The sequence below is a fragment of the Ruegeria sp. AE4 genome (genome assembly GCF_056542185.1).
On sequence record NZ_JBQFZK010000004.1, the window covers coordinates 1 to 26,806 of the forward strand.

Consider the following 26,806-nt stretch of genomic DNA (forward strand, 5'->3'; position numbering starts at 1 on the left):
AACCTCAACCTCAGATGCCCACCGTCTCTCCGGTGCGTCTCAACCGTCTTTCCAGTCCGTCAGGCCAACCTCAGTTGCGCCGGTGAAGGGGTATTTACGGATTAGGCTTCCGACCTGCAACCCCCATTTTGAAAAAACTTCACATTTCTCACAACGAATTTAATTAAATAAAATAAATCAGTTACTTAGTGGTTGTTTCGCGATTTTCGTCGGCCATTTCAGGTGAGGGCTCATCAGAAGAAGAGGGTGAAATCTGCACTTTGGCTGGAATCGTCGACCCCGACAGCAAACGACGACATCGATATCTATCTTGAGTCTTTCGATCGGCGCGGGCGCACCCTTTCGCTGAATGTCGAAGATCACATGAAAACTGACTTCAGGTCACAATTGTTTTTTCACTCAATTGACGCAGTCTCAGGAAAGCCTGGCTCGGATGGCGAACAGCGGACCGGCGCAAAATGGTTCTGATAGTAGGAAAGCCAGCATGCAGTTCGACTATATCATCGTGGGCGGCGGGTCGGCAGGATCCGTTCTTGCAAACCGCCTTACCGAGAACCCGGCTTCACGCGTTTGCCTGCTCGAAGCTGGTGGGAACGGAAACGGTCTGACTGTCAGGGTGCCGGCAGCTGTCGTGGCAGCCCTTCCGGGACGACCCAAAATAAACAACTGGGCTTTTGAAACCATACCGCAACGCGGGCTGAACGGACGCCGGGGATATCAACCCCGCGGCAAAGCACTGGGTGGTTCGAGCGCGATCAACGCGATGCTTTATGTCCGGGGTCAGCGGCAGGATTACGATGGGTGGGCCGATCAGGGCTGCGACGGTTGGGATTGGGACAGCGTATTGCCGTATTTCAAACGGTCCGAGAACAATGAGCTTGGCGCAGACAGCTGGCATGGTGACAAGGGCCCGTTACAGGTGTCACAGCAAAAAGAACCTCGCCCGATCACCCGCGCGTTCATTGAAGCCGCGCAGCAACTCCAACACCGTCATACTGAAGATTTCAACCGAGGCGATAACGAAGGTGTCGGGCTGTATCAGGTAACGCAGTTTCATGACCCGACAAAGAATGGAGAGCGGTGCTCGGCGGCTGCGGGTTACCTGTTCCCGATTGCCAACCGTCCGAACCTGACGATCATTACACATGCCCATGCGAAAGGGCTGGTATTTCAGGGTAAGCGCGCAACTGGCGTTGTTTTCAGGGTCAAAGGCAAAGAGGCAGACACCACCGTTACCGCCACTCGCGAAGTTCTGCTGTGCGCGGGAGCATTAAAAACACCGCAGCTGCTGCAAATCTCTGGGATTGGAGCAAGCGCTGATCTAGAACCGCACGGGATCGCTGTTCTCAACGAACTACCGGGTGTAGGGCGGAACCTGCAGGACCACCTCGACTTTACTCTGACCTACCGGACCAAAGACACGAACAACTTTGGGATCGGCGCAACAGCGGCAGTGCGACTGCTGAAGCACATCCATCAGTGGCGCAAGACCGGTGTGTCAATGGCGGCCACTCCGTTTGCCGAAGGCGCGGCGTTTCTGAAAACTTCACCCGAGCTGGAGCGCCCGGATATCCAGCTGCATTTCACCATCGCAATGGTCGATGATCACGCCCGCAAACTGCATTACGGTTACGGGTACAGCTGTCATATCTGCAAGCTTCGCCCGGAAAGCCGGGGAACCGTTGGCCTGAGCAGCGCCGACCCAATGGCAATGCCTGTCATCGACCCGGGATTTCTTGCAGATGCACGCGATCTGGACACCATGATCAAAGGCGCGCGAATGACGCGAGACATCCTGCAAGCGCCAGCTTTGGCCAAATATCGGCATAAAGAGATGTTCGGAACCGATACGGCCAAATCTGACGCCGATTGGGAGGGGCATATCCGCGCCCGCGCCGATACGATCTATCACCCGGTCGGCACCTGCAAGATGGGTACCGACGATCTGGCGGTTGTGGATCCCGAACTTCGGGTGCGGGGGATTGAGGGGCTGCGTGTAGTTGATGCGTCGGTGATGCCAACGCTGGTGTCGGGAAACACAAACGCGCCAACAATAATGATCGCGGAAAAAGCCTCGGACATGATTAAGGCAGCCGCGCAGTAAAGAACCTACCGGTCCTTCATCAGCGCCTCCAACCCCACCCGGTAGTTCGGGTAGATCAATTCGACACCCAACTCATCCTTGATCCGGTCGTTTCGGACGCGTTTGTTCTCGTTATAAAAACTGCGCGCCATCGGTGTCAGATCGGCCTCGTCAAATGAAACCGCCGGGGGCAGAGGAAGCCCCTGCAACTCGGCGGCATACCCGATGACATCCTGTGGCGGGACAGGCTCATCGTCGCAGACATTGTAAACACTGCCCGGATTCGGCCTTGTCATCGAGGCTTGCAGAACCTGCGCAATGTCATCCACGTGGATACGCGAAAACACTTGCCCCGGCTTGATGATACGCCGCAGCCCACCGCGTGTGAGCTTAGAGAACGGCCCACGGCCCGGGCCGTAAATCCCTGCCAGACGGAAGATGTGAACAGGCAGGCCCGGCACAGCCGCCCATTGCTCTTCAGCCAGCATGCGCCACTTTCCACGCTTGGCGGTCGGTGTTGGCGGGGTGTCTTCGTCAACCCAGGCGCCCTGGTGATCGCCATAAACAGCCGTTGTCGATAAATAACCCACCCAAGTGAACTGACTTGCTCGTTTTCGGATCTCGTCGCCCAGCGCCGCCAGTACCGGATCGCCCGCCTCGCCCGGTGCCGTTGAGATCAGCAAATGCGTCACCCGATCCAGATTTGGAACCTCACCGGGCCAGATCAGCGGGTCCGCGCCAGAGGCACGTATCGCATCTGTGCCTTCGCCATCTCGTGTGGTGCCAAAAATCTGCCAGCCTTTCGGGGCAAGAATTCGGGAAAGGGCCTGCGCAGAATAGCCGTGGCCAAATGAGAAGAGTGTCTTGGTCATGCACCGTTGATGGGCTTCAGCGCATCGGGATGCAAGCGCCGCATGGACGCACTTGAATCGAATCTTCTGATGCGCCTTTCTGTGGATATGAGCAAAAAGAAACCAGACCTGCATTCTGCCTACGCGCTGAGCTCTCCGGACGATAACAAACGCCTTTATGCGGAATGGGCCGGGGACTATGACGACAGCTTTGCCGCGCGTGAGGATTATCAGCTTCATACCCATACCGCGCGGGCGTTTGTGGGCGCGGGCGGTCAGGGGCCGGTTCTGGATGTCGGAGCGGGAACGGGCCTGTGCGGCGCGGTGTTGTCTGGGCTTGGTGTTGGCCCGATTGATGCCACGGATATCAGTTCAGAGATGCTGGAACAGGCTATGCGCAAGGATATCTACCGGGACGCGATCGAGGCTGACCTGACCCATGGCATCCCGGTTCCGCCAGACAGCTATTCCGGCATCGTGTCATCTGGCACGTTCACACATGGCCACCTGGGTCCCGAAGTGTTGCCTGCGCTGCTTCGCGTCGCACGATCAGGCGCTACGTTCGCCCTGTCAATAAACGCCCGCCATTTCGAAAAGATGGGCTTCAAGGGCAAGCTGCACGAACTGGAACAGGACCAGATCCGCAACCTGACCCTGCCCGAGGTTCGCATCTATGGCGATCTTGCCGCAGGACCCAATAAGGATGACACGGCCTTCATTGCATTGTTCGAGCGGGTTTAGTCCCCGGACAGAACCAGCCGCGTCAAGTGTACATCTGCTTTTTGTAGGCCCTCGTGCGTGTCGTCGCCTCGGCTGAGCCATCGTGATAGGTGCCAAACCACTTGTCGAACGGAATTTCGGATGTGCCGTAGTTGCACTCGAAATACCTGTGGTGGAGCTGATGAAAAAAGTCGCCCGCCCGCGCGGCTTCGGTCTCACCGGCCTTTAGCTTCTCGAACCCAGAATGGGACAGTATCGGGCTGACCTGCTGGAACGAGCTGTGAAACAACACATGCAGCGGATGGGAAGGCACGATCAGGTGGATGAAATACGTCGTGAAATACAGCATGTTTTCATACCAGTGATTCGAAATCCCTGACCATGGCCCGGTATTGACATTGCGGTGATGGACCGCGTGCACAAGTTTATAAAGCCTGGGATGATGTTCCAGCCGGTGCACCCAGTAAAAATGCAGACCGGACCACATGGGAATAAACAACATCCAAACCACGAACCAGACCGGCGCGCTGGCCCAGGTAATCGTCGGAACCCAGCCATTTGCCATCGCCCAGAAGATGACCCACTGGTAAATGGTCGCCACCGTCATGGCGCTGCCCAGCGTCCACCAGATGTTATCCCAGACCTGATTGCGGAATGTGAATGTTCCGTTGTCCCGTGTCAGGTCCCTGCGATCAAACTTTTTGTACATCCCCTGCCCTTTGCGCATGTACAGCCACCAGTGCAGGCTTCCTGCTACCAGAGTTTGCGGCACCATATTCAGCAACCAGATCCGAAACATCCATCCGGGCGCAAAGCTTTTCATCGTCTCTAACGCAGGGAAAAAGAACGCATAGGCGATGACGGCCAAGGTCATGCACAGTGTCAGGGCGGTGATTTGCAACCACGCTCCGCTGTACCATTTCAGCACGGCCGCCGGACGTGGTGGCCAACTGAACAGCGGGTTGAGACCCACTGGCCCGTCGGGGTGGTAATGCCAGCGGGCAGCTTCGGGGTCCTGCGTGGAATCTCGCATGTTGGTCACTCTGTCTTGCATTCAGGTTGCGTAATCCGAGCCTTCTGCATCAAGTATTTCCTTGATCGCTCGAAGATGCGCTTCCGCCTGATCGGGGTAGTCGTCCAGTTCCTGCGCTGTTTTCTCTGCAATCTCATCCGACAGCACCCGCAGGGGCAGGCCTGTTTGCAGTGCCCGGATGTATGTTTCGGCAGCGCGCTCGAAATAGTAGAGCCTGTTAAAGGTATCTGCAGGGTCACTGCCCGTAATCAGAACCCCGTGGTTGCCCATGATCATGACCTTCTTCTTCGGATCAGCCAGCATCCCGGCGCACCGCTCTCCTTCGCTTTCAAAAGCCAACCCGCCAAATTCTTCGTCAACAACGTAGCGGTTGTAGAAGGTCGCGGTGTTCTGATCGATTGGCGGAAGCGTACTGTCGGCCAGTGAGGCCAGAACAGTTGCGAAAATCGAATGCACATGCATGACGCAACGCGCGTGCGGGCAGTGGCGATGGATCGAACCGTGCAGGCCCCAGGCCGTGGGATCAGGTGCACCGGGTTGGGACATCACATCCGGATCGTTGGCGTCCAACAACAACAGATCAGACGCGCGAATACGCGAGAAATGCGCCTGATTGGGGTTCATAAGGAACTGCGTCCCGTCTTTGTTCACAGCAAGACTGAAATGGTTGGCAACGGCTTCATGCATATTCAGCCGGGCTGTCCAGCGAAAGGTTGCAGCCATGTCCACACGTTCTGACCAATGATCGATATTGGGGCGAAGGTTGGTGAGACTCATGTGATGCGTCCTTTGATATCTTCGAATGACCAAAGCCTGCATTTGGTCCGGCAATTTGACCAACGAAAAAAACGCAACTATCCCATTAGCTGAACTTATGCCGGAGTTATGCCGATGCAAAACAAGCTTCCCCCGCTTGGCTGGCTGCGCACATTCGAAGCCGCAGCCCGCCATCTGTCATTCACCGGTGCGGCGCGGGATCTGAACATGACGCAAAGTGCGGTCAGTCAGCAGATCAAATCACTGGAAGGCCATCTGGGTCAGCCACTGTTCCTGCGACGCCCGAAGGCGCTTGAGCTGACAGAGGCCGGAATCACCTATTTGCCGGTGGTGCGCGAGGCGTTTCGAACACTGATACGGGGCACTCAGGCGGTAACTGGCGCGCAACAGAATGCGGTCCAGGTGCAGTGCAACATCAGTTTTGCCGTGAACTGGCTGGCCCCGCGTCTGCCATTATTTCAGGCTGAACACCCGGATGTTCAGCTGAACATCTTCACCGAGCTGTGGGAACCGCGCGAGATGGCTGAAGGCGCAGCAGTCGAGATCCGGTATTCCCTTCGACCCTCAGATACAACCCGGACAGAGATGCTGCGCTCTGAATATTACTATCCCGTCTGTGCTCCGGGGTATCAGGTGTGCCTGCATGACCTTCAGGAAAAACCTCTGTTTGACTGTTCCAACCTGTTGACCAACTGGGCGACGTGGGCTGAAGATCAGGCTCTGAATTGGCAGAATCCGCCTATTACCTACGCGACAACCTATCTGGTTTGTTTGTCAGCTGCGATGGCCGGAGGTGGCCTGTGCCTGGCCCATGACACCATCGCAGGTCATTTGATCGATCAGGGACGACTAGTCGCACCATTTGAGCATCGCGCCCCGATGCCCGAGGCGTATTATCTGCTGCTCTCCCCTCAGGCCGAGGACACGCCCGGAGCGGTTACCTTTGCGAACTGGATACGACGAGAATTCGGGTCCGAAACGTAAACCCGGGCGGGTTCCTGCGCGCTGTCAGCGCCTATGTCAGCTTTCGACGACCGGGTCGGGCAGATTTGCAGAATTGTGATCCGTCGGCAGTAGTAAAGAACCGGGGTTGCACCCGCGCGCGCATTCGTGAAAGTTGAGCCATGGAAAACACACCCTTCCCAACTTGGCCCGATGTCGCCCCCCGATTGATCGCAGTTGCTGCCGGACGTGAGGCAGCAGATACGGCAATAAAGGGTGGGACTTGGGTAAATGTGCACAGCCGCGAACTGCTGCCGAACCATTCAGTTGCAATCGCTGCAGGCCGTATTGCATTTGTCGGTCCCGACGCCTCGCATTGTACCGGACCAGAGACACAGGTTATCGACGCGCAAGGCCGCTTTATCCTGCCCGGCTTATGCGACGCGCATATGCACATCGAATCGGGGATGCTGACCCCTGCCGAGTTTGCCCGCGCAGTTATCCCCCATGGCACAACCAGTATGTTCACCGACCCGCACGAGATCGCCAATGTGTTGGGGCTGGACGGTGTGCGCATGATGCATGACGAAGCAATGATGCAGCCGGTCAACATCTTCACTCAGATGCCGTCCTGCGCGCCCTCTGCACCGGGGTTAGAGACGACAGGCTATGAAATCACCCCCGAAGACGTGGCCGAGGCAATGAATTGGCCCGGGATCATCGGCTTGGGGGAAATGATGAACTTCCCCGGCGTGATTCACGGAGATCCCAAAATGCTGGCCGAGATTGCGGCCACGCAGCGGGCAGGCAAGGTCGTCGGCGGACATTACGCATCCCCTGATTTAGGGCCTGATTTCGCGGCTTATGTGGCTGGTGGACCTGCCGATGACCACGAAGGCACCTGCGAAGCGGATGCCATCGCACGGGTCCGTCAGGGAATGCGGTCGATGATGCGGTTGGGTTCGGCCTGGTATGACATTGAAAGCCAGATTACCGCGGTCACCGAAAAAGGTCTGGATGCGCGCAATTTCATCCTGTGCACGGATGACTGCCACTCTGCCACGCTGGTCAATGATGGGCATATGAACCGCGTCGTGCGCCACGCGATTGCCTGCGGCTGTGACCCGCTTGTGGCCGTGCAGATGGCGACGATCAACACCGCCACGCATTTCGGTCTAGAACGCGAGATCGGATCGGTCACGCCGGGACGACGGGCGGATATCATCCTCAGCTCTGACCTGACCGAATTGCCGGTCGAACTGGTCATAGCGCGCGGGAAGGTTGTTGCGGAAAACGGGGTGATCAAGGTTGATTGCCCCCATCTGAACTGGCCCGACAAGGCACGTCGCACCGTTCATCTGAAGCAGGAACTGGCCGCGTCCGATTTTGAGATCGCGGCGCCGACGGGCGCAAACAAGGTAAGGGCCAACGTCATTGGCGTGGTAGAAAACCAGGCCCCCACAAAAGCGCTGAAAGCCGAATTGCCGATTATTGGCGGGCTTGTTGAAGGTGAGGGTGACGTATGCCAGATATCACTGGTCGAACGACACCAGGCGACAGGGGGCGTCACCAACGCCTTTGTCTCGGGGTTTGGATATCAGGGAAAAATGGCCATGGCCTCGACCGTGGCGCATGACAGTCACCACATGATCGTCGTCGGCACCGACCGTGAACAGATGGCGCTGGCCGCGAATCGACTGGCCGAGGTGGGTGGCGGTATCACGATCTTTAGGGACGGCCAGGAACTGGCGATGGTCGAACTTCCCATTGCCGGTCTAATGTCCGACAGCCCGGCCGCCGAAGTTGCGGCCAAGGCGGACAGGATGGTTCAGGCCATGCAGGAATGTGGCTGCAATCTGAACAACGCGTATATGCAACATTCGCTGCTGGCGTTGGTCGTCATACCGGAACTCAGGATTTCTGATCTCGGGCTGGTTGACGTGCGCACATTCGAAAAAGTTGATCTTCTGGAACCCTTGGCATGACGACACTCCTGACACCTGAAGCCCTTTCGCCAGAACAGTTCACCGATCCCGCAGCCGCAGTTGCGCGACTGGAGGAGCTTTACACTCAAGCAACGGAATTTCTGTGCGACAGCTTCTCGAAGGTACTGCAAGATGGTGCGCCAACTGCCAGATACAGAGCCTATTACCCAGAGATTCGCATAAAGACATCGACCTATGCACAAGTCGACAGCCGCCTGAGTTTTGGACATGTGTCAGAGCCCGGCGTTCACGCTACAACCGTGACGCGCCCGGATTTGTTCCGATCCTACCTGACCCAGCAGATTGCCCTGTTGATCAAGAATCATGACCAACCGGTGACGATTGCAGCGTCGGACACACCGATTCCGGTGCATTTTGCCGTGGCTAATACGTCAGATCTGGTTGTGCCGCATCAGGGTGCGGCTGCTTTCACCCTGCGTGACGTGTTTGACGTGCCGGATCTGACCACCACGAATGACGACATCGTCAACGGTGTGCATGAAAATGAAGACGCCGTCGGGCCTTTGTCATTGTTTACTGCCCAGCGGGTCGATTATTCACTTGCGCGACTGGCACATTACACAGCGACAGATGCCCGGCATTTTCAGAATCACGTTCTGTTCACGAACTATCAGTTCTATGTTTCGGAATTCGAAAACTACGCCCGTGAGCAGTTGGCTGATCCCAGCAGCGGGTATACCAGCTTTGTCTCGACCGGGAATGTTGAGATCACGGAGCCGGACGCAGAAATCGAGCAACCGCTGAAACTGCCGCAAATGCCAACCTATCATCTGAAGCGTGAAGATGGTTCGGGTCTTACTTTGGTGAACATCGGTGTCGGCCCGTCGAATGCCAAAACAGCAACCGACCATATCGCGGTTCTGCGCCCGCACGCGTGGCTGATGGTTGGCCATTGCGCCGGGTTGCGCAACACACAGGCATTGGGTGATTTCGTTCTGGCCCATGCATATCTACGTGATGACAAGGTTCTGGATGATGACCTGCCGGTCTGGGTGCCCATCCCGCCCCTGGCCGAGGTTCAGGTCGCGCTGGAACGCGCCGTGGCCGAAGTGACCGAGCTGGAAGGGTATGAACTGAAGCGGATCATGCGGACGGGAACAGTTGCATCGGTCGACAATCGCAACTGGGAACTGCGCGATCAATCCGGACCGGTTCAGCGCCTCAGCCAGTCGCGGGCCATCGCGTTGGATATGGAAAGCGCCACAATCGCCGCGAACGGCTATCGCTTTCGCGTTCCTTACGGCACTTTGCTGTGCGTGTCGGACAAGCCCCTGCACGGCGAACTAAAGCTGCCGGGCATGGCCTCGTCCTTTTATACCACTCAGGTGGGGCGTCATTTGATGATCGGGATACGCGCTATGGAGCACCTGCGCGGCATGCCGTTGGAGCGTCTGCACAGCCGGAAATTGCGTTCCTTCGACGAAACTGCCTTCCTCTGACGCAAAAAAGCAACGTTTTCCCCATATTTTTAGGGGTTTCTGCGCTACTATTCGTTGTGTTTGGCCACAATATCCCGTTACAGTTACGCGGTGAGGCCCTATAGATCGGGCACGTTAAGGAGACCAAGAAATGGCAAAACCTATGACAAAGACTCAGCTGGTTGCTGCTCTCGCTGAGGAAATGGGAACCGATAAGAAATCCGCGAACTCTGCGCTTGAGGCCATCACCGGCCTGATCACGCGCGAAGTTTCCGCAGGTGGTGCAGTGACCCTGCCTGGCGTCGGCAAAATCTACTGCCGCGAACGCCCTGAGCGTCAGGTCCGCAACCCGGCAACCGGTGAAACCTTCACCAAAGAAGCCGACAAGGTTGTGAAAATGACCATCGCGAAAGCACTGAAAGACAGCGTGAACGGCTGATCTCAAGCGCTTGGAACCATATAAAGGGGTGGCGGTTACGCGGCCCCTTTTTTTGTGTCTAAACTTTACATCCTACGGCCCGCGCAATTATGTGATAAGGCATCAGGCTGTAACTAAAGGCTACAATCCAACACCGGTTGTCCTTGGCACGTTTTTTACGGACAACCCGTTGATTTCCTGCTTGGCCAGCTAAATCCCAGTTCTATGGAACAGGATATAACCTTCACGCGACTGCCCCTCGTCTCAGCACCTGAGATACTGGCGCATATGAGAAATCCAATTCTTGCCGAACACATGCCTCTCCTGACGCAGGATTGGGATGAGGAAACAGTCGCCGGTTTCATTCACGCGAAAGAGTCGTGTTGGGCGCGGGACGGCCTAGGTCATTGGGCAATTCTGCACCGCGGGCAATATGTGGGATGGGGTGGTTTTCAAAAAGAAGGTGAAGAGTGGGATTTCGGGTTGGTCTTGAAGCCCAGTTCATTTGGACTGGGTGCCAAAATAGCACGTCAGGCCATCGCATTCGCAAAGCAGGATAATCGTATTCCGTTCGTGACATTCTTGCTGCCGCCTTCACGCACGAAACTGCGCGCAATGACCAAACTCGGCGCTTATTCTGTTGGGCAAGTAGACTACGCTGGCCACAGTTTCCTCAAATATCGTCTCGACACGAACTGAAGTGAACGGCAAGGGATGAGGGCCGGATCGGGCAGTGCCCAAAAACGGCTGCGGGCCCCAATGTCGAGGCCCGCTTTTGGTTTGGTAGGTTCGAAACAATCAGTGAATCGTCTCAACCTTGTGGAAGTCCAGATCGCGATCTTCCGGCATGGCGTCGATACTCATCACCTCTTTGCGCTTGGTGACCAGGATGTAGACCACGCAAGCCAGGTAGAGACCGACTACGACAGCTCCGATCCACTGGATTTGCAACCACTGACTCTGGAACAGCAGCGTCAGCACAAACAGCAGCGCGACGTTGCCAGCGACATAGGTCGCCTTGCCAAACCGCTCGGCGGTCATGTTCAGGTTGTCCGTATAGAGCCTAATCAGCGAGTCCAGCGAGTTGATCACAAACGTCACGCCCACGATTACCATCGCGATATTGGTGATGCCTGCGGTGCTGATGCCGTTCAGGTGATAGTAGTAGAGAACGGTGAACCATATCCCCAGCGGGATCGACGGGAAGATCAACAACGCCGCCAGCAGCTGCCAGGTCTTCAAACCGCCTACAAAGCGCGAAGTAAACTGGCCAATCATGATTGACCAAGCAAACCACCAGAACAAGTAGAAGGCATGATAATCGGTCAGCGGCAGGACAAATTTGTGCACATTGGTGAAATAGGCACCAATGTTACTGCCGGTTTCGATAAACCCGGTCATTCCCATGCCAGCGGCCGCCCACATACCCAGAATCAGTGCAAGGAACAGAAAGGTCGAACCGACCGACAGGATGCGCACATATTTCAAATCGGTCGACGAGTATGCCGCCGCCAGAATGACCACAAACACGATGACGTAGAAGGTGGTAACAACAGATTCTCCATCTCCGACCTCTGGCAGGTAGCCAGGCAGGTAGATCAGGAACAGGCTGGCGGTAAAGGCGCAGGTGCCGATGATGACGACGTTGTTGATCAGCTTGACCAGCGGAATCTCAAAGAAGTTCACGCGGGGTTCGATCACGCAGAAATAGAAGGCTGTCAGGAAGTAAAACGCCCAGATCAGAAATCCCCAGAAACCGAACTCGATCGCCAGTGGATTAGCAAAGGCATAGGCCGGATCTTCGGCATAGCCACCAAATTCTGTCAGCGGGAACATGATCAGGCCAACATCCAGACCGGACGTAAACAGAATCGCGATGAACGTGAAAAGGTGGACAGGTGTAACGCCAACGCAGCGCAGGTTCCACCACTTCACTACGAAGAACGCGACCAGGCCCAACGCCAGCAGAACGCCAAAAGATAGAATGTACTCCAGAAGCACCGACAACCCTCCCTTGATATGTCAGATCCCGGAGCCGATAACTTTAATTGTTCAGTCAATCAATAAAAACATCCTCGTGACTTTCGTTGCATCACGGATGTGTCTTTTTTGACGCGCAGCGCTTGCGACCCATCGGAAAATCGGGGACAGTCCGCGCAAAGTGACAGGGGGTCTCCATGGATCTGCGCGCCATAGCCATGGGGCTTACTTTTGCCCTGATCTGGTCGTCTGCCTTTACCTCGGCGCGGATCATCGTGGCAGACGCCTCTCCTTTGTTTTCGTTGGCTCTGCGGTTTTTGATCTCAGGGGGTCTGGGGGTTCTGATTGCCCGGGCGATGGGGCAAAGTTGGCACCTGACCCGGAACCAATGGCGGGCAACGATCCTGTTCGGAACTTGCCAAAATGCCCTTTATTTGGGTCTGAATTTTTACGCGATGCAGACGGTTGAAGCCTCGGTCGCGGCGATTATCGCGTCCACAATGCCCTTGCTGGTGGCGCTGGCAGGGTGGCTGATTTTTGGCGAGAAACTGCGCCCTCTCGGGATTTTGGGATTGTTTGCCGGATTCACTGGCGTCGCCCTGATCATGAGCAGCCGGATCAGTGCTGGTGTCGACATTTTCGGCGTCGCGCTATGCGGCATCGGAGCTTTGGCGCTGACCTTTGCCACCCTCGCGGTTCGCGGCGCGACTTCGGGCGGTAACTTCATGATGGTCGTGGGTCTACAGATGCTTGTAGGCTCAGCCATGTTGTTCGTGGCCGCGCCGATCTTTGAGACCATTTTCATCCACCCGACGCTGCCACTGGCCTTGGCGTTCACTTACACAACCCTGTTTCCTGGGCTGCTAGCCACGCTGATCTGGTTCCTTCTTCTGGATCGCATCGGCGCAATCCGCGCAGCCACGTTCCATTTTTTGAATCCGGTATTCGGTGTCACGATTGCGGCCATATTGTTGGGCGAGAAACTGGGCGCGATGGACGCAATTGGCGTTACAGTCACGACATTGGGTATTCTTGCTGTTCAGCTGTCACGCCAACCTGCCGGCAAAACGACTTCGGCCTAACGCAAGGACCTACGTGTTTGCGTCTGACCGACTGCACGACTGTGAGAGCGCTTTGAAATATCGCTTTGCTTTCTGTACGGCAGCCCCCAGATAATGGCACAAACGTCAAATCAGCCGGAGGATCCATGACACGCTACACCAAAGACCCCACGGTTATTGCGGCGCTTTCGCCCGAAGAATTTCACGTCACCCAACGCAACGGCACCGAACGGCCGGGGACAGGCAAGTATTTGGGGAACAAGGAACCGGGTATCTACGTGGACATCGTGTCAGGCGAACCGCTGTTTGCTTCGACCCACAAATACGAATCCGGATGTGGCTGGCCCAGCTTTACCAAGCCGATCATCCATGAGCATGTGGAAGAGTTTCGCGACACGACACATGGTATGATCCGGACCGAGGTTCGCTCGAAACACGGCGACAGCCATCTGGGGCATGTCTTCCCCGACGGCCCGCGAGAACATGGCGGCCTGCGATATTGCATCAACTCGGCCTCGCTCAGGTTCATCCATCGGGATGAGATGGAGGCTGAAGGTTACGCCGAATTCCTGATCCACGTGGAGGAAATCCAATGACTGAACAACGTGCTGTACTGGCCGGAGGCTGCTTTTGGGGTATGCAGGACCTGATCCGCAAGCTGCCAGGCGTCTTGCGAACTCGGGTGGGCTATACCGGAGGCGATGTGCCCAACGCCACCTATCGCAACCACGGCACCCACGCCGAAGGGATCGAAATCTGGTTTGACCCATCGCTAATCAGTTACCGCGACCTGCTGGAATTTTTCTTCCAGATTCACGACCCGACCACGGTGAATCGACAAGGCAACGACCGAGGCATGAGCTATCGTTCCGCGATTTACCACGTCGATGAAGCCCAAAGAGCAACCGCCCTGGATACAATCGCAGACGTGAATGCCAGCGGCTTGTGGCCGGGAAAAGTCGTAACCGAAGTCGAACCCGTCGGCGATTTCTGGGAGGCCGAACCCGAGCATCAGGATTATCTTGAGCGTATCCCGAACGGATATACCTGCCACTTCCCGCGCCAGGACTGGGTTCTTCCCAAACGTGCCAGCGCCGCAGAATAATGCACCACCTGCCCGGCCCCTCTGAACGAGTCAGAGGGGCTAGCCCGCCGCAACCCGCGGTCGCCCGCTCGCCTCGACCGTGATCATTGCTTCGACAAACACATCATTGGCCTCGACCCGCGCGGTTTTGATGTCGCGATCCACGATCACCCGGATATCTTCTGCACCGGCTTCGCGCACCGCGCCTTCAGCTTCCGACCTCAGAACATTTTCCAGCAAAGCCAGCGCATCTTCTGATGCGGAAAAATCCTTGGGCCCGCCCTCGAGATGTACACGATACCGCCCTTCGGCAGGACTTGTCACCGTGCCCGTTCGCCGTAAGGTCAACCGCCCCACGACAGCGCCAATCGCATTGGCTACGCCCGCATGTTCCGGCAGTATCATCCGGCAGTGAAGCCGTTCACCAACCGCCGGGTAATAGCTGGGGGCAGATGCCCCAAGTCCCACAACATCAACGTTCAGGGCTGCGGTCAGCGACAACAAACCGCGATGCTGCGCCAATCCGCGCTGTGTCAGGATATGCCGCGCCAGCTCCTGCGGCGAATGCCCGAAACTGTCTGGCTCCTCATCAAAAGCAGCCTCTAACAAGGTCAAACTGGTCTGTTCTGTCAACTGGTCCACGATCATCTGCGCCAGCGCTTCGGCGGAATTTGCCAACATATCTCCGGACCCGACCCGTTTGCGCGCGACCAGTTCAAGTGCCTTACGGGCGGCGTCCGCATCCCAGGCATCCACCCGCCCCAGTACATGGCTGGCATCCGACGGCGTCACGCCCGAGATCTGAATGATCCCGCGGTCCACCAACCGGGTCAATGCGCCGCTCTCCATTCGGGACCGAAGCAAGGAACCGATCGGCAGAACCTGATCTCCCAACCGCTCCAACAGGGCTTCTTCTCGCACATCTATACCGTCGTCACGTATTCCCGGCACGCGACGGGCAAAGCGCGTATCGTGCTCACCCACCGTCGTGGCCCGCAATTGCTCGTCCAGAACGGCATGGACGATCTCGGGCGCTTCCGAGGCGATCAGGGACACCGGAAGAACGCGGCGCGGCCCCAGAAAAACACCGCCCTGCAACCCCTCGGTCACGACATGCACCTGACTGTCACCTCCAAGGCCATGGGTGCGCATCGCAACTGCCTCGACCATTGTGCGGAACCCGCCCACCTGTGCCCCGGCCGAGTCTATCGCGGGCTTACCGTCACGGATCAACGCCACGTCAGTTGTCGTGCCGCCAATATCCGACACCAACGCATTCTCTGCGCCGGTCAACCAGCGCGCGCCTACAATTGACGCGGCTGGTCCGCTCAGGATCGTTTCAATGGGGCGTTCACGCGCCTGTTCAGCACTCATCAACGCCCCATCACCGCGCACGACCATCATCGGGGCCATTATCCCCAACTCGCGCAGCTGGTCCTGCGCACGCCCGATCAAACGATCGATCATCCCGATCAGCCGCGCATTCAACACGGCCGTCACGGCGCGTTTCGGCCCATTCAGCTTTGCCGACAAGTGATGCGAACATGTTACCGGAGCCCCGGTTCTTTCCGTAACGATCCGTGCGGCTTCCAGTTCATGCGCGGGATTACGGGTGGCAAACTGAGCGGCTATGGCAAAGCCAGAAATCCCTTTATGAGAGTCTAAAAACTGCTCCAGCGCGGCAACGTCCAATGGCGCAGCTTCGCTGCCAGAATGAGAATGCCCACCAGACATAACCAGGGACGGGTCCCCTTTTAACGCGTCCTTCAAACCGTGCTTTTCAAGGTCGCTGTCTTTGAATCCGATATAGATCAACGCAACGCGCCCGCCCTGCCCTTCGACCAAGGCATTAGTCGCCAATGTTGTGGACAAAGACGCCATTGAAATCTGATCCGGCGCAACTTTCGCCTGCTCCAGAACGGCAGAAATCGCCTTGCCCACACCAATTGCCAAATCCGCGCGTGTGGTCAGGGACTTGGCCGAGGCTATGACCTCTTTTTCATCCCGGATCAGTACCGCATCGGTATAGGTTCCACCCGTATCCACCCCCAAAGCCAGCGCCATCGGGTTCTCCTTACTGTTCGCTGCAGATTGGTGTAGCGATTGGGGCCGACACGTCCAGCCTGTTTGCGGCAATTATGAAAGTTGTTCCACCGCCCAGCGCGCTGCGTCTGCCACGGTTTCATCCGGGTCATCTGTCAAACTCTGGGCCGCAGCCCTCAGTTTCGACTGCCCCGAGTTTCCAATGGCATAAAGCACGTTGCGCACAAACCGGTCGCGCCCAATCCGTTTGATGGGTGAGCCAGAGAACTTCGCTCGGAACGAGGTATCATCAAGTGCCACCAGCTCTTCCAACGCAGGCGCTGCCAGATCTTCACGCGCGGCATAGCGTATGTCACTTGCGGCAACCGCAAACTTGTTCCACGGGCAAGCTGCCAGGCAATCATCACAGCCGTAGATTCGATTGCCCAGCTTTCCGCGAAGTTCAAGCTCTACAGGGCCTTTATGTTCGATGGTCAGATAGGAGATGCACCGCCGTGCATCCAATTGATACGGGCCTGGAAAGGCGTCCGTGGGGCAGCTGTCCAAACAGGCCCGACAAGACCCGCAGCGATCAATCTCAGCAGAATCAGCGGGTATATCCAATGTTGAAAAAACAGACCCTATAAAGGCCCAATTACCCCATTCCCGACTGACAAGATTTGTGTGTTTCCCCTGCCAGCCCAACCCGGCGGCCTGCCCCAAGGCTTTCTCTGGCACGGGTGCAGTGTCAACAAACACCTTAACCTCGCCGCCCGCCTCGGCAATCAGCCACCGCGCCAGACGCTTCAGTCGCTTTTTGACCAGATCATGATAGTCTTTGTTCTGCGCATAGACAGAAATCGCCCCGTGGCCGCGTTGCTTCAAGACGTCTGTCGGGTCATGTTCCGGCGTGTAACTCTCGGCCAGCATGATCACTGATCGCGCCTCGGGCCAAAGGGCTGCAGGATCACCGCGCCAATGCGTTCGTTCGGCCATCCATCCCATCTGCCCATGATACCCGGCACCCAGGTACGCGGCCAAACGCTCGGGAACTTCTGGAACATCCCACGGGCGGCAGACACGGCACGCAACAAACCCTTCTTCAAGGGCCTGTTGTACCAGCTTTTCCTTCAAATCAGATCCGCTCTTCATCTGGCCAAAAATATCCTCGGGGGGAATCGCGCATCTGCGCGATGGGGGGCAGACAGCCCCCCTGGCGCACCCTATCAGAAATCCAGATCAGCGTAATGGGGCGGCGGCCGGAAACCCGGCACCTGATCCGCCAGAATAGAGCGAAACGCAGGGCGTGATTTGATTTTCGCATACCAATCCTTGACCACCTGACTGCGGTTCCAATCCACGTCCGAGATATAGTCCAGCGAAGACAGATGCGCCGCTGCTGCGAAATCAGCCAATGTCATCTGGTCACCGGCCAACCACCGGCGGTGATCCAGCAGCCATGCCATATAATCCAGGTGGTACTTGATGGCCTTGGCACCCTGTTTGACGTTCTTGCTGTCCGGATAGCCCTGACCCGTCACTTTTTTGTTTACCCGTTCGTACAGCAGCTTCGACGTCACCTCATGGTGGAATTTGTCGTCAAACCAACCAACAAGGCGCCGCACTTCGTATCGGGCTTCGGGGCTTTTTGGCATCAATGGCGGTTCGGGACGGGTTTCTTCGATGTATTCGCAGATCGCTGCGCTTTCCGACATCATTTGTCCGTCCAGACGCAATACTGGTACTTTACCCGCGGGGTTACGGCGCAAAAAGTCGGGGTCCTGTTCCCAGTATCGCTCTTCGACAAGCTCAACCTCGATCTTCTTTTCCGCCAGAGACAGCCGAACCTTGCGGCAATATGGAGAGAGGGGAACATGAAACAGACGCGCCATGGGCTTCCAATCGAACCAGTGAGTACCCGACAGATTTAGCCTTGGCAGGCGACGGGTTTCAATCCTCGAAACAATCTGCGCGACCATCTGCGCGGATGGTGGCCGCCCCATCCAGAATAGATGCCGCCCGCCTGCGCGTTTGCGCCGTCGGGTCAGTGACCGATCTGTTGCGCGGTGACGGCAGAATGGCGGCAATCCGCGCCGCCTGAACTGGGGTCAGTTTTGAGGCGCTGGTGTTGAAATACCGTTGCGCGGCAGCCTCGACCCCAAAAACACCATTCCCGGTTTCGGCAACGTTCAGATAGACCTCGAGAATTCGCTGCTTGCTCCAGAAAATCTCGACCACAGGTGTGATCGAAGTTTCCAACGCCTTGCGTATCCAACTGCGCCCTTGCCAAAGAAATACGTTCTTCACAACTTGCTGTGTAATCGTCGAGGCGCCGCGATTCCCGCCATCCTCAAGCGCATCGCGAATGGCCTCTACGTCAAATCCCCAGTGCAGGCAGAAATTTGCATCCTCTGCTGCCACGACCGAACGCGCCATGATCGGAGCCATGTCCTCGATCGGCACCCATTCGCGCTCAACCTTTCCCAAACGGCGCCATTCCGACCAGATCGTATGGGTTACGGGTGGGTTCACAACCGAATACAACAGGATTATCGCAAGCAAAGCTCCGGCAATTGCCGCAACCGCACGAGTCAGCCAACGGCGAATCTGACGCACCGTAGGTGTTTTTCTGCTGGATGCCTTGTTTTTCTTACCGCTTGATTTGCGGGCTGCTTTCTTCGCCATGCCTCAGCTATACGACGCGCGGTCCGGGTTTGAAACGGCCTAAATCGCGAAAGCGCGCGCTTCGCGCGGGTGAACAACCGGTCGTGCGGTTTCTACCGACATCGGATCATGACCTGCCAGTTCAGGGAACAAGTGCAGGACCTCGCTCTGCGTTTCGCGGTCCGAGGCCGACAACGCGTGCCCCGGATAATAGCTTTCGCTTTTGGCGCCATTGGCGATGACGATCTCGTGCTGCTTGAACAAAAGGTGGAAATACTCCACCTCGCCGCCTTCCACCCGGGTCACCGTTTTTCCATTGACCAGAGCATGTGCCGGAATCAGCGCTTCAGCGTTCCCAGACAAGTACGAGGCCCGCCAGTCTTCAACCAGCATCCGATGCTGAGGCGAAACAAGCAGCGGACGATCCAGGTCGAACACTCCGGCCTCAAACCGGATCGGGGCCAGCTTTCCTTCGGCCGCCACCACTGTACGCCCAACCCAGATCAAAGGCTGGGGGCCATGATCCACGGTCGTGACCAGATCGCCGACTTCAAGATCTTCAACCGCACGTTCGCCTTCCGGGGTCGCTATCATGGTGCCCGGGGTGAAACAGGGCGGACCCAGATTGCCGACATTCAGCGGCCCCTGTGTGTTGACGAAGGTGGCTGAAACAAATGTTCCCGGCTGCAGGACCTGGCCGTCTGTCGGTGTGAAAACCCGAGATCCGTCAGCCAGATAAAACGTGGTGCCGGTATAGGTTACGTTCCCGACGCCCGCCACGTTGATGGTAACAGTGTCCCCTGGCCAGGAATTCGTGACGTCCTGACCGTTGACGGTGTCGCCGCTCGGTGCATCGATTTCGTTGTCATCGTCTGCATCGATCAAAGTGAAGCTGCTAACAGTGACTGCCGTTCCCGCAGGTGGCGGGTTTGCTGGATCGAAAGTATAAAACTGATCCTGATACGGTGTTGGCATCCGGTTGCCCCTGTTTGCTTATCATCTGGCGCCTAGATCGGCCCATGATTGTCGCCTGAGTGTGAAGAAAGATTGGCGATTTTCGGATAAACGGGCAAGACCTGCACTGAAACGTCGTTAACATACGAACCCCGCGTGGTGCAAATGACACGCGGGGCTTTTAGAGACAATAGGTTTCGGCTTATTCCGCCGGAACTGCTTTGGCTTCAACACTCAGCGGGTGGCTGAGCTTGTTCAGCATCTCCTTCGGGCAAACCTGCAGGAAGTTGCCTTTTTCCACTTCCCAGTGCTGAAGAATGTCAGTGGCCTTGCGGCTTTGCGATTCAGCAGCATGGCGCATGACGAGCGATTTCAACTGCTCTTCCCAGTGATCCACAGTGACCGGGCAAGCGACCAGCGTTTCCCTATTCATCAGCGCCTCAGCCTTGCCTTCGGGATCATACAGATAGGCCATGCCGCCTGTCATGCCCGCGCCAAAGTTGGCTCCGATCGTTCCAAGGATAACGGCGACACCGCCGGTCATGTATTCACACCCGTTGGAACCGCATCCCTCGACAACAACCTTGGCGCCAGAGTTCCGGACCGCGAACCGTTCACCGGCGCGACCGGCCGCGAACAGATACCCGTCGGTGGCGCCATAGAGCACCGTATTGCCAATGATCGTGTTGTCATCTGCTTTCAACGGGCTGACCTGCGGTGGACGCACGACAATCATACCGCCGGACAGGCCCTTACCAACATAGTCATTGGCATCGCCCGACACTTCCAGCTTCAGACCAGGGGCCGCAAAAGCTCCCAGCGATTGCCCGGCCGAGCCTTGCAGTTTCACATGCAGATGGTCGTCCTGAAAGGTGTTCCGCATCCCGAAATTCCGCACAATATGGCTGGACACTCGGGTTCCAACGGTCCGGTGTGTGTTCTGCACGGCATAAGACAGCTGCATCTTTTCACCATCCTTCAGGAACCGGGCCGCATCACGAACGATTTCGGCGTCCAGCGTATCCGGCACCGCGTTGCGCTCTTTGTCGCGGTTGTAGACGATGTTATGTGCCCCATCGACAGTGATCAGCAGCGGGTTGAGGTCCAGATCGTCCAGATGAGCCGATCCCCGGCTGACCTGAGCCAACAGGTCGGCTCGGCCGATGATCTCGTCGATTGATCGCGCGCCGAGGCTGGCCAGCAGCTCGCGCACTTCCTGCGCATAAAAGGTGATCAGGTTTACCACCTTGTCCGCATTACCGGTGAACTTGGCGCGCAGGGATTCATCCTGCGTACACACGCCCACCGGACAGGTGTTCGACTGACACTGACGCACCATGATACATCCCATGGCGATCAGTGCGGCGGTGCCGATGCCGTATTCCTCGGCCCCCATCATCGCGGCCATCACGATGTCACGCCCGGTGCGCAGACCACCGTCGGTCCGCAAGGTGACGCGGTCGCGCAGGTTGTTCATCGCCAGAACCTGATGCGCCTCGGTCAGGCCCATCTCCCACGGCAGACCAGCGTATTTGATCGAGGTCGCAGGCGACGCGCCTGTACCGCCATTGTGACCCGAAATAAGGATAATATCCGCTTTCGCCTTGGCTACACCGGCAGCAATCGTGCCGACGCCCGAGGACGCAACCAGCTTGACCGTCACCTTGCAGCGCGGGTTGATCTGCTTCAGATCGTAGATCAGCTGCGCCAGATCCTCGATCGAATAGATATCGTGGTGCGGCGGCGGCGAGATCAACGTCACGCCCTTGGTCGAATGGCGCAGGCGTGCGATAAGGTCAGTAACCTTCATACCCGGCAACTGGCCACCCTCACCGGGTTTTGCACCCTGAGCGACCTTGATCTCAAGCTCCTCACACTGGTTGAGGTATTCAGCGGTCACGCCAAACCGGCCCGAAGCCACCTGTTTGATCTTGGCTGAAGGGTTGTCGCCATTGGGTTCAGGCACGAAATGTGCCGGGTCTTCGCCACCTTCGCCACTGTCGGATTTCGCACCGATCCGGTTCATCGCCACGTTCAGTGTTTTATGCGCTTCTGGCGACAATGCACCCAGCGACATACCTGGCGTGACAAAGCGTTTGCGGATCGAGGTGATCGATTCCACCTCTTCGATCGGCACCGGCTTGCCCAGCGGTTTGAAATCCATCAGATCGCGCAGATGAATTGGCGGGTTCGACTGCATCTTGGCCGAATACTGCTTCCACAGCTCATACGAAGCCTTGTTGCAGGCCATCTGCATCATATGCATCGAGGTCGCTTCCCACGCGTGTGTCTCACCTGACTTACGCGCCTTGTAGAAACCACCGATGGGCAGCACATCCAGACCGCTGTTCCAGCCCTTGGCATGAATTTCCTCGGCCTTAGCCTGAATACCTTTGATACCTATGCCCGAGATACGGCTGGTCATTCCGGGGAAATACTCGGCCACCATGGCACGGCTGAGGCCAACGGCCTCAAAGTTCAGACCACCGCGATAAGACGAAATGACCGAGATGCCCATCTTGGCCATGATCTTCAGCAAGCCCTGATCGATCGCCTCGCGATAGCGCGCAACGTTTTCTGTCAGGCTTCCGTCCAGCAAACCGCGGTCGATGCGATCGGCCAAAGAATCTTCGGCCAGATACGCGTTCACCACGGTCGCGCCACAGCCAATCAGTACGGCAAAGTAATGCGGGTCCACACATTCGGCCGAACGGACGTTCAACGAACAGAAGGTCCGCAAACCCTGACGCGTCAAATGGGAATGCACAGCGCTGGTCGCGAGGATCATTGGTATCGCAACCCGATCCTCGCCCGACCGCATATCAGACAAGACAATATGCCCGGCACCAGATCGCACAGCTTCTTCGGATTCGGCTCTGATACGGGCCAAAGCCGCGCTTAATGCGCCTTGACCAGCCTCGAAGCTACAGTCGATTTCCGCCAGCGGCGCATCGAAGTTCTCAACCAGCTTGTCCCATTGCGCGTTGCCGACAAAGGGGCTTTCCAGAACCACGATCTCGGTCTGGCTGCTGTCTTCGTCCAGCACGTTCTTGAGGTTGGCAAACCGGGTTTTCAGCGACATCACGCGGTATTCACGCAGGCTGTCGATCGGCGGGTTGGTCACCTGGCTGAAGTTCTGACGGAAAAAATGGCTGAGTGGGCGGTATTGCTTTGACAGAACAGCCGAGGGCGTATCATCCCCCATGGATGCCAAGGCTTCCTTGCCGTCTTCCGCCATCGGAGCAAGGATTTGTTCCAGCTCTTCCACCGAGTATCCCGCAGCAATCTGGCGCTTTCGCAACTCGCCACCCGCAAAGATCGGCGCTTCGGCCACACCCGCAAGCGTTTCGTCCAGATCGTTTATCTTGCCAACCCATTCGCCAAATGGCAGCGCGCGGGCCAGTTTGTTCTTGATTTGGGTATCGCGGTACAGCTTGCCCTTTTTCATGTCGACCGCCAGCATCTGACCCGGCCCCAACGCGCCTTTTTCGGTCACGGTGGCTTCGTTGATCGGCACCATTCCGGCCTCGGACCCGGCGATGACAAGGCCATCGCCGGTCACCACGTACCGCATGGGGCGCAGCCCGTTCCGGTCCAGGCCGGCGCAGACCCAGCGCCCATCCGTCATCGCCAGCGCGGCCGGGCCATCCCATGGCTCCATCACCGAGTTGCAGTAGGAATACATGTCGCGCCACGCTTGCGGAAGTTCGACCGCCTGCTTGGACCAGCTTTCCGGAACCAGCATGGTTTTTGCCATCGGGGCAGACCGACCCGCGCGCACCAGCACTTCGAAAACCGAGTCTAATGCGGCAGAATCTGACGAACCACCTGCGATGATTGGCTTGATATCTTCAGCATAGTCACCAAAGGTTCCGCTGGCCATCCGGATCTCATGGCTTTTCATCCAGTTGACGTTGCCCTTGAGGGTGTTGATCTCGCCGTTGTGGGCCAGCATGCGGAATGGCTGCGCCAGCCACCATTGCGGGAACGTGTTGGTCGAATAACGCTGGTGGTAAATCGCGAATGCCGATTCAAAGCGTTCGTCCATGAGATCGGGATAGAATACAGCGACCTGTTCGGCCAACATCATACCCTTGTAGATGATCGACCGGCAGGACAGCGACGCAAGATAAAGACCCGAGATACCCGACACCAAAGCCGCTTTTTCGATGCGGCGACGGATGACATAGAGCTCGCGCTCGAAAGTTTCTTCGTCCACACCCTTGGAGTTCGAGATCAGGATCTGCTCAATCTCGGGGCGGGTTGCGTTGGCCTTTTCTCCCAGGCAAGTCACATCGACCGGCACGTGTCGCCAGCCATAGATGTAGTACCCCATACGCAGAACTTCGCTTTCGACGATGGTCCGGCACCGCTCCTGCGCGCCGAAATCGGTGCGGGGCAGGAAAACCTGACCAACAGCAATCAGTTCATTCAGCTTGGGTTCATGACCCGTGCGGCGAACCTGATCATAGAAGAAAGGAACCGGAATCTGCACATGGATGCCTGCGCCATCGCCGGTCTTGCCATCCGCGTCCACGGCTCCACGATGCCAGATCGCTTTCAGGGCATCGATCCCGGCATCCACCACCTTGCGCGACCGTTTGCCATCCACGGACACAACAAGGCCCACACCGCACGAAGAATGCTCTTCTGCCTCGGAATAGAGACCATTTTCGGCCATCCATTTGCGTTTTGCTTCTTCTGCCCGCACCCAATCGGCATCATATTTGGTCATTGGCTGTCTCCTTCATCAGAGGGGGAATACATGGCTTCGACCTCGGCTTTGGTCATTTGCCGACGTTCACCTGCGAACGCGTATCCCTCGGGCTTTTTGTCGATATAAAGTTCAAGTTTCAGTGGGTTACCTGCCGCATTTTCAAACAGGCCAGCCGCCATTTGTGTCTGTCCGTGCATCGCACCCGGCAGCGTGATCCGATACCAGAGCGAGGATCCGCAATCGCCGCAAAAAGCACGTTCTGCCCAGTCGGACGAAGTAAATGTCTTGACCGGGCCCAGCGCGGCATAGCCTTCTTTCGCCTGAAAGGTCACCAGCATCGAACTGGTCCACCGCCGGCATTGATCACAGTGACACGCCCCCAGAGCATCCCGCACAGGGGTGGCGGTGACTGTGACCGCGCCACACATGCATTGGCCTTGAAGTTCCGACATTTCGAACCCTCCTGAAAACTGGGGTTATTCCGCCGCCACGGCAGTTTTGGCGTTGAACCGGTCGATGATCGCGTCAGCGCAGTCGCGCCCGTCGCGGATCGCCCATACGACCAGTGAGGCACCGCGCACGATGTCCCCGATCGCGTACACACCATCCATTTCGGTTTCCCCGGTCTGGAATGCTGCCCTGACCGTTCCCCATCGGGTGACAGGCAAGTCGGGCTGCCCGAACAAGGTGGGCAGGTCTTCAGGCTCAAAACCCAATGCCTTGATCACCAGATCGGCGCCCTCAACATAATCCGCGCCTTCGATCACTTCGGGGGCCTGGCGACCAGATGCATCGGGTTGCCCCAGACGCATCTTCTGCACCATCACGCCAGAAACCTTGTCGTCGCCCGTGAACCCCTTGGGTGCACTGAGCCATTCGAATACCACGCCTTCTTCCTCGGCGTTCTGTGTCTCGCGCTGCGAACCCGGCATGTTTGTCCGGTCACGACGGTACAGGCATTTGACCGATGTCGCGCCCTGACGGATCGACGTACGCACACAATCCATCGCGGTGTCACCACCACCGATCACGACAACCTTCTTGCCCTCGGCATTCAGCCGTCCGTTGTCGAAATCCTCAACAGTGTCACCAAAGCTTTTACGGTTTGATGCGGTCAGGAAATCGATTGCCTTCTCGATCCCGGCAAGACCACTGCCCGGCATGGACAGATCCCTCGACTTGTAAACGCCCGTTGCGATGATGATGGCGTCATGCTTTGCGTGAATTTCAGCGAATTTTGCGGCGTCCACGTCGCAGTTCAATACGAACTCGACACCGCCGTCCGCCAACAGGTCGTTACGCCGCTGGACGACTTCTTTTTCCAGCTTGAAGCCCGGAATGCCATACATCAGCAGACCACCCGCACGGTCGTAGCGGTCATAGACCGTGACCTGAACACCGGCCCGACGCAGCATGTCCGCCGCGGCAAGACCACCCGGCCCGCCACCGATAATGCCGACGCTTTCACGGCGCTCTGTCGCAGGGACCACTGGTTTGACCCAGCCTTTGTCCCACGCCGTGTCGGTAATGTACTTTTCGATCGTGCCGATGGTGACCGTTCCGTGGCCGGATTGTTCGATCACGCAATTTCCTTCGCACAAACGGTCTTGCGGGCAGATGCGGCCGCAAATCTCGGGGAAGGTGTTTGTCGCCTGGCTGGTTTCGTAAGCCTCTTCCAGCCGTCCGGTTGCAGTCAGCCGCAACCAGTCGGGAATGTTGTTATGCAGCGGGCAGTGCGATTGACAGTAGGGCACACCGCATTGACTGCAACGGCTGGCCTGTTCTGCTGCTTTCTCGGCAGCGAACTCGGCATAAATTTCGTTAAAGTCTTCTCTGCGGTCATTGGCGGCACGCTTTTCCGGCATGACGCGGTCGATCTGCACAAATTTCAGCATCGGTTGCTTGGCCACGGGTCAGACTCCATGAATTGGCTTGGTTGGATTTCTTTATGCGATGCGCAAACGGATGAAAAGTCATATATGCTGACCTATTGTGAGAATTTTCCACCCGCTCACTCGAAATCTGTGAATTCTTAAAGGAATTTTAGGTACGATTCGGACCTATATGAAGACTTTC

At 57.1% G+C, this 26,806-nt stretch carries 22 protein-coding genes; 10 read left to right on the forward strand and 12 right to left on the reverse strand.

Features of this window, described 5'->3' with window-relative positions:
• Window positions 1–484: 484 nt before the first annotated feature.
• Entirely contained in the window at window positions 485–2,104 is a 1,620-nt protein-coding gene (locus ACR0EK_RS08000; RefSeq protein WP_480967729.1) for a GMC family oxidoreductase, read from the forward strand.
• Between the two features lie 5 nt (window positions 2,105–2,109).
• Here the strand turns inward: ACR0EK_RS08000 and ACR0EK_RS08005 are convergent, their stop codons facing one another.
• Window positions 2,110–2,955 (reverse strand): SDR family oxidoreductase, encoded by an 846-nt coding sequence (locus ACR0EK_RS08005; protein ID WP_480484604.1) that lies wholly within the window; start codon window positions 2,953–2,955, stop codon window positions 2,110–2,112.
• Window positions 2,956–3,042: 87 nt separating this feature from the next.
• Between ACR0EK_RS08005 and ACR0EK_RS08010 the strand changes: the two genes are divergently transcribed.
• A complete protein-coding gene (locus ACR0EK_RS08010) occupies window positions 3,043–3,675 on the forward strand; it encodes a class I SAM-dependent DNA methyltransferase (RefSeq protein ID WP_480487107.1) in 633 nt (210 codons plus the stop codon).
• A 22-nt stretch (window positions 3,676–3,697) separates the two neighbouring features.
• Here the strand turns inward: ACR0EK_RS08010 and ACR0EK_RS08015 are convergent, their stop codons facing one another.
• Both ACR0EK_RS08015 and ACR0EK_RS08020 read right to left on the reverse strand, forming a co-directional pair.
• Window positions 3,698–4,687 (reverse strand): sterol desaturase family protein, encoded by a 990-nt coding sequence (locus ACR0EK_RS08015; RefSeq protein WP_480487098.1) that lies wholly within the window; start codon window positions 4,685–4,687, stop codon window positions 3,698–3,700.
• A gap of 21 nt (window positions 4,688–4,708) precedes the next feature.
• Window positions 4,709–5,464, reverse strand: coding sequence for a class II aldolase and adducin N-terminal domain-containing protein (locus tag ACR0EK_RS08020; RefSeq protein WP_480898513.1), 756 nt, complete (start codon window positions 5,462–5,464; stop codon window positions 4,709–4,711).
• Window positions 5,465–5,578: 114 nt separating this feature from the next.
• Here ACR0EK_RS08020 and ACR0EK_RS08025 point away from each other — a divergent pair, with 114 nt between their 5' ends.
• The 5 genes from ACR0EK_RS08025 to ACR0EK_RS08045 all read left to right on the forward strand — a co-directional run bounded on the left by ACR0EK_RS08025 (window position 5,579) and on the right by ACR0EK_RS08045 (window position 10,947).
• Window positions 5,579–6,448 (forward strand): LysR family transcriptional regulator, encoded by an 870-nt coding sequence (locus tag ACR0EK_RS08025; protein ID WP_480898515.1) that lies wholly within the window; start codon window positions 5,579–5,581, stop codon window positions 6,446–6,448.
• A gap of 140 nt (window positions 6,449–6,588) precedes the next feature.
• Window positions 6,589–8,391, forward strand: coding sequence for an adenine deaminase (gene ade, locus ACR0EK_RS08030; protein ID WP_480898518.1), 1,803 nt, complete (start codon window positions 6,589–6,591; stop codon window positions 8,389–8,391).
• Window positions 8,388–9,851 (forward strand): AMP nucleosidase, encoded by a 1,464-nt coding sequence (locus ACR0EK_RS08035; RefSeq protein ID WP_480915021.1) that lies wholly within the window; start codon window positions 8,388–8,390, stop codon window positions 9,849–9,851. The genes ade and ACR0EK_RS08035 overlap by 4 nt, the downstream gene beginning before the upstream one ends.
• Window positions 9,852–9,981: 130 nt before the next feature.
• Window positions 9,982–10,269, forward strand: a complete 288-nt coding sequence (locus ACR0EK_RS08040) for an HU family DNA-binding protein (protein ID WP_117871130.1) — start codon at window positions 9,982–9,984, stop codon at window positions 10,267–10,269.
• 204 nt (window positions 10,270–10,473) lie between these two features.
• The gene (locus tag ACR0EK_RS08045) at window positions 10,474–10,947 is read left to right on the forward strand and encodes a GNAT family N-acetyltransferase (protein WP_480967730.1); all 474 of its coding nucleotides are present in this window, start codon (window positions 10,474–10,476) and stop codon (window positions 10,945–10,947) included.
• A gap of 99 nt (window positions 10,948–11,046) precedes the next feature.
• Here the strand turns inward: ACR0EK_RS08045 and ACR0EK_RS08050 are convergent, their stop codons facing one another.
• Window positions 11,047–12,243 (reverse strand): BCCT family transporter, encoded by a 1,197-nt coding sequence (locus ACR0EK_RS08050; RefSeq protein ID WP_480484607.1) that lies wholly within the window; start codon window positions 12,241–12,243, stop codon window positions 11,047–11,049.
• 182 nt (window positions 12,244–12,425) lie between these two features.
• Here ACR0EK_RS08050 and ACR0EK_RS08055 point away from each other — a divergent pair, with 182 nt between their 5' ends.
• The 3 genes from ACR0EK_RS08055 to msrA all read left to right on the forward strand — a co-directional run bounded on the left by ACR0EK_RS08055 (window position 12,426) and on the right by msrA (window position 14,394).
• Window positions 12,426–13,310: a DMT family transporter gene (locus tag ACR0EK_RS08055; protein WP_480898523.1), complete on the forward strand. Its 885-nt coding sequence runs from the start codon at window positions 12,426–12,428 to the stop codon at window positions 13,308–13,310.
• Window positions 13,311–13,435: 125 nt separating this feature from the next.
• Window positions 13,436–13,885 carry a peptide-methionine (R)-S-oxide reductase MsrB gene (gene msrB, locus ACR0EK_RS08060; RefSeq protein WP_267363147.1) on the forward strand — a complete coding sequence of 150 codons (450 nt, stop codon included), beginning with the start codon at window positions 13,436–13,438 and terminating at the stop codon, window positions 13,883–13,885.
• Window positions 13,882–14,394 carry a peptide-methionine (S)-S-oxide reductase MsrA gene (gene msrA / locus ACR0EK_RS08065; protein ID WP_209598908.1) on the forward strand — a complete coding sequence of 171 codons (513 nt, stop codon included), beginning with the start codon at window positions 13,882–13,884 and terminating at the stop codon, window positions 14,392–14,394. Before msrB ends, msrA begins: the two co-directional genes overlap by 4 nt.
• 39 nt (window positions 14,395–14,433) lie before the next feature.
• On the opposite strand, the gene ACR0EK_RS08070 is transcribed toward msrA, so the two are convergent.
• The 8 genes from ACR0EK_RS08070 to ACR0EK_RS08105 form a co-directional block, all read right to left on the reverse strand.
• On the reverse strand, window positions 14,434–16,437 hold the full coding sequence (locus ACR0EK_RS08070) for a hydantoinase/oxoprolinase family protein (RefSeq protein WP_480773105.1): 2,004 nt from the start codon (window positions 16,435–16,437) through the stop codon (window positions 14,434–14,436).
• 72 nt (window positions 16,438–16,509) lie between these two features.
• Window positions 16,510–17,547 carry a tRNA epoxyqueuosine(34) reductase QueG gene (queG, locus tag ACR0EK_RS08075; protein ID WP_480967731.1) on the reverse strand — a complete coding sequence of 346 codons (1,038 nt, stop codon included), beginning with the start codon at window positions 17,545–17,547 and terminating at the stop codon, window positions 16,510–16,512.
• Between the two features lie 74 nt (window positions 17,548–17,621).
• Window positions 17,622–18,287, reverse strand: a complete 666-nt coding sequence (gene fzlA, locus ACR0EK_RS08080; RefSeq protein ID WP_267363152.1) for an FtsZ-binding protein FzlA — start codon at window positions 18,285–18,287, stop codon at window positions 17,622–17,624.
• Window positions 18,288–18,345: 58 nt separating this feature from the next.
• Window positions 18,346–19,080 carry a monofunctional biosynthetic peptidoglycan transglycosylase gene (gene mtgA, locus ACR0EK_RS08085; protein WP_480560690.1) on the reverse strand — a complete coding sequence of 245 codons (735 nt, stop codon included), beginning with the start codon at window positions 19,078–19,080 and terminating at the stop codon, window positions 18,346–18,348.
• 39 nt (window positions 19,081–19,119) lie between these two features.
• The gene (locus ACR0EK_RS08090) at window positions 19,120–20,034 is read right to left on the reverse strand and encodes a Hint domain-containing protein (protein WP_480898529.1); all 915 of its coding nucleotides are present in this window, start codon (window positions 20,032–20,034) and stop codon (window positions 19,120–19,122) included.
• A gap of 181 nt (window positions 20,035–20,215) precedes the next feature.
• Window positions 20,216–24,748 carry a glutamate synthase large subunit gene (gltB, locus tag ACR0EK_RS08095; protein ID WP_480967732.1) on the reverse strand — a complete coding sequence of 1,511 codons (4,533 nt, stop codon included), beginning with the start codon at window positions 24,746–24,748 and terminating at the stop codon, window positions 20,216–20,218.
• Window positions 24,745–25,182 (reverse strand): GFA family protein, encoded by a 438-nt coding sequence (locus ACR0EK_RS08100; protein WP_480967733.1) that lies wholly within the window; start codon window positions 25,180–25,182, stop codon window positions 24,745–24,747. Before ACR0EK_RS08100 ends, gltB begins: the two co-directional genes overlap by 4 nt.
• A 24-nt stretch (window positions 25,183–25,206) precedes the next feature.
• Entirely contained in the window at window positions 25,207–26,640 is a 1,434-nt protein-coding gene (locus ACR0EK_RS08105) for an NAD(P)-dependent oxidoreductase (protein WP_480967734.1), read from the reverse strand.
• Window positions 26,641–26,806 lie beyond the last annotated feature (166 nt).

Bases quoted from the DNA above. Each gene is read 5' to 3' on its own strand.
- ACR0EK_RS08000 (WP_480967729.1), top strand. From the start codon at position 485: ATGCAGTTCGACTATATCATCGTGGGCGGCGGGTCGGCAGGATCCGTT.
- ACR0EK_RS08005 (WP_480484604.1), bottom strand. From the start codon at position 2,955: ATGACCAAGACACTCTTCTCATTTGGCCACGGCTATTCTGCGCAGGCC.
- ACR0EK_RS08010 (WP_480487107.1), top strand. From the start codon at position 3,043: ATGAGCAAAAAGAAACCAGACCTGCATTCTGCCTACGCGCTGAGCTCT.
- ACR0EK_RS08015 (WP_480487098.1), bottom strand. From the start codon at position 4,687: ATGCGAGATTCCACGCAGGACCCCGAAGCTGCCCGCTGGCATTACCAC.
- ACR0EK_RS08020 (WP_480898513.1), bottom strand. From the start codon at position 5,464: ATGAGTCTCACCAACCTTCGCCCCAATATCGATCATTGGTCAGAACGT.
- ACR0EK_RS08025 (WP_480898515.1), top strand. From the start codon at position 5,579: ATGCAAAACAAGCTTCCCCCGCTTGGCTGGCTGCGCACATTCGAAGCC.
- ade (WP_480898518.1), top strand. From the start codon at position 6,589: ATGGAAAACACACCCTTCCCAACTTGGCCCGATGTCGCCCCCCGATTG.
- ACR0EK_RS08035 (WP_480915021.1), top strand. From the start codon at position 8,388: ATGACGACACTCCTGACACCTGAAGCCCTTTCGCCAGAACAGTTCACC.
- ACR0EK_RS08040 (WP_117871130.1), top strand. From the start codon at position 9,982: ATGGCAAAACCTATGACAAAGACTCAGCTGGTTGCTGCTCTCGCTGAG.
- ACR0EK_RS08045 (WP_480967730.1), top strand. From the start codon at position 10,474: ATGGAACAGGATATAACCTTCACGCGACTGCCCCTCGTCTCAGCACCT.
- ACR0EK_RS08055 (WP_480898523.1), top strand. From the start codon at position 12,426: ATGGATCTGCGCGCCATAGCCATGGGGCTTACTTTTGCCCTGATCTGG.
- msrB (WP_267363147.1), top strand. From the start codon at position 13,436: ATGACACGCTACACCAAAGACCCCACGGTTATTGCGGCGCTTTCGCCC.
- msrA (WP_209598908.1), top strand. From the start codon at position 13,882: ATGACTGAACAACGTGCTGTACTGGCCGGAGGCTGCTTTTGGGGTATG.
- ACR0EK_RS08070 (WP_480773105.1), bottom strand. From the start codon at position 16,437: ATGGCGCTGGCTTTGGGGGTGGATACGGGTGGAACCTATACCGATGCG.
- queG (WP_480967731.1), bottom strand. From the start codon at position 17,547: ATGAAGAGCGGATCTGATTTGAAGGAAAAGCTGGTACAACAGGCCCTT.
- fzlA (WP_267363152.1), bottom strand. From the start codon at position 18,287: ATGGCGCGTCTGTTTCATGTTCCCCTCTCTCCATATTGCCGCAAGGTT.
- mtgA (WP_480560690.1), bottom strand. From the start codon at position 19,080: ATGGCGAAGAAAGCAGCCCGCAAATCAAGCGGTAAGAAAAACAAGGCA.
- ACR0EK_RS08090 (WP_480898529.1), bottom strand. From the start codon at position 20,034: ATGCCAACACCGTATCAGGATCAGTTTTATACTTTCGATCCAGCAAAC.
- gltB (WP_480967732.1), bottom strand. From the start codon at position 24,748: ATGACCAAATATGATGCCGATTGGGTGCGGGCAGAAGAAGCAAAACGC.
- ACR0EK_RS08100 (WP_480967733.1), bottom strand. From the start codon at position 25,182: ATGTCGGAACTTCAAGGCCAATGCATGTGTGGCGCGGTCACAGTCACC.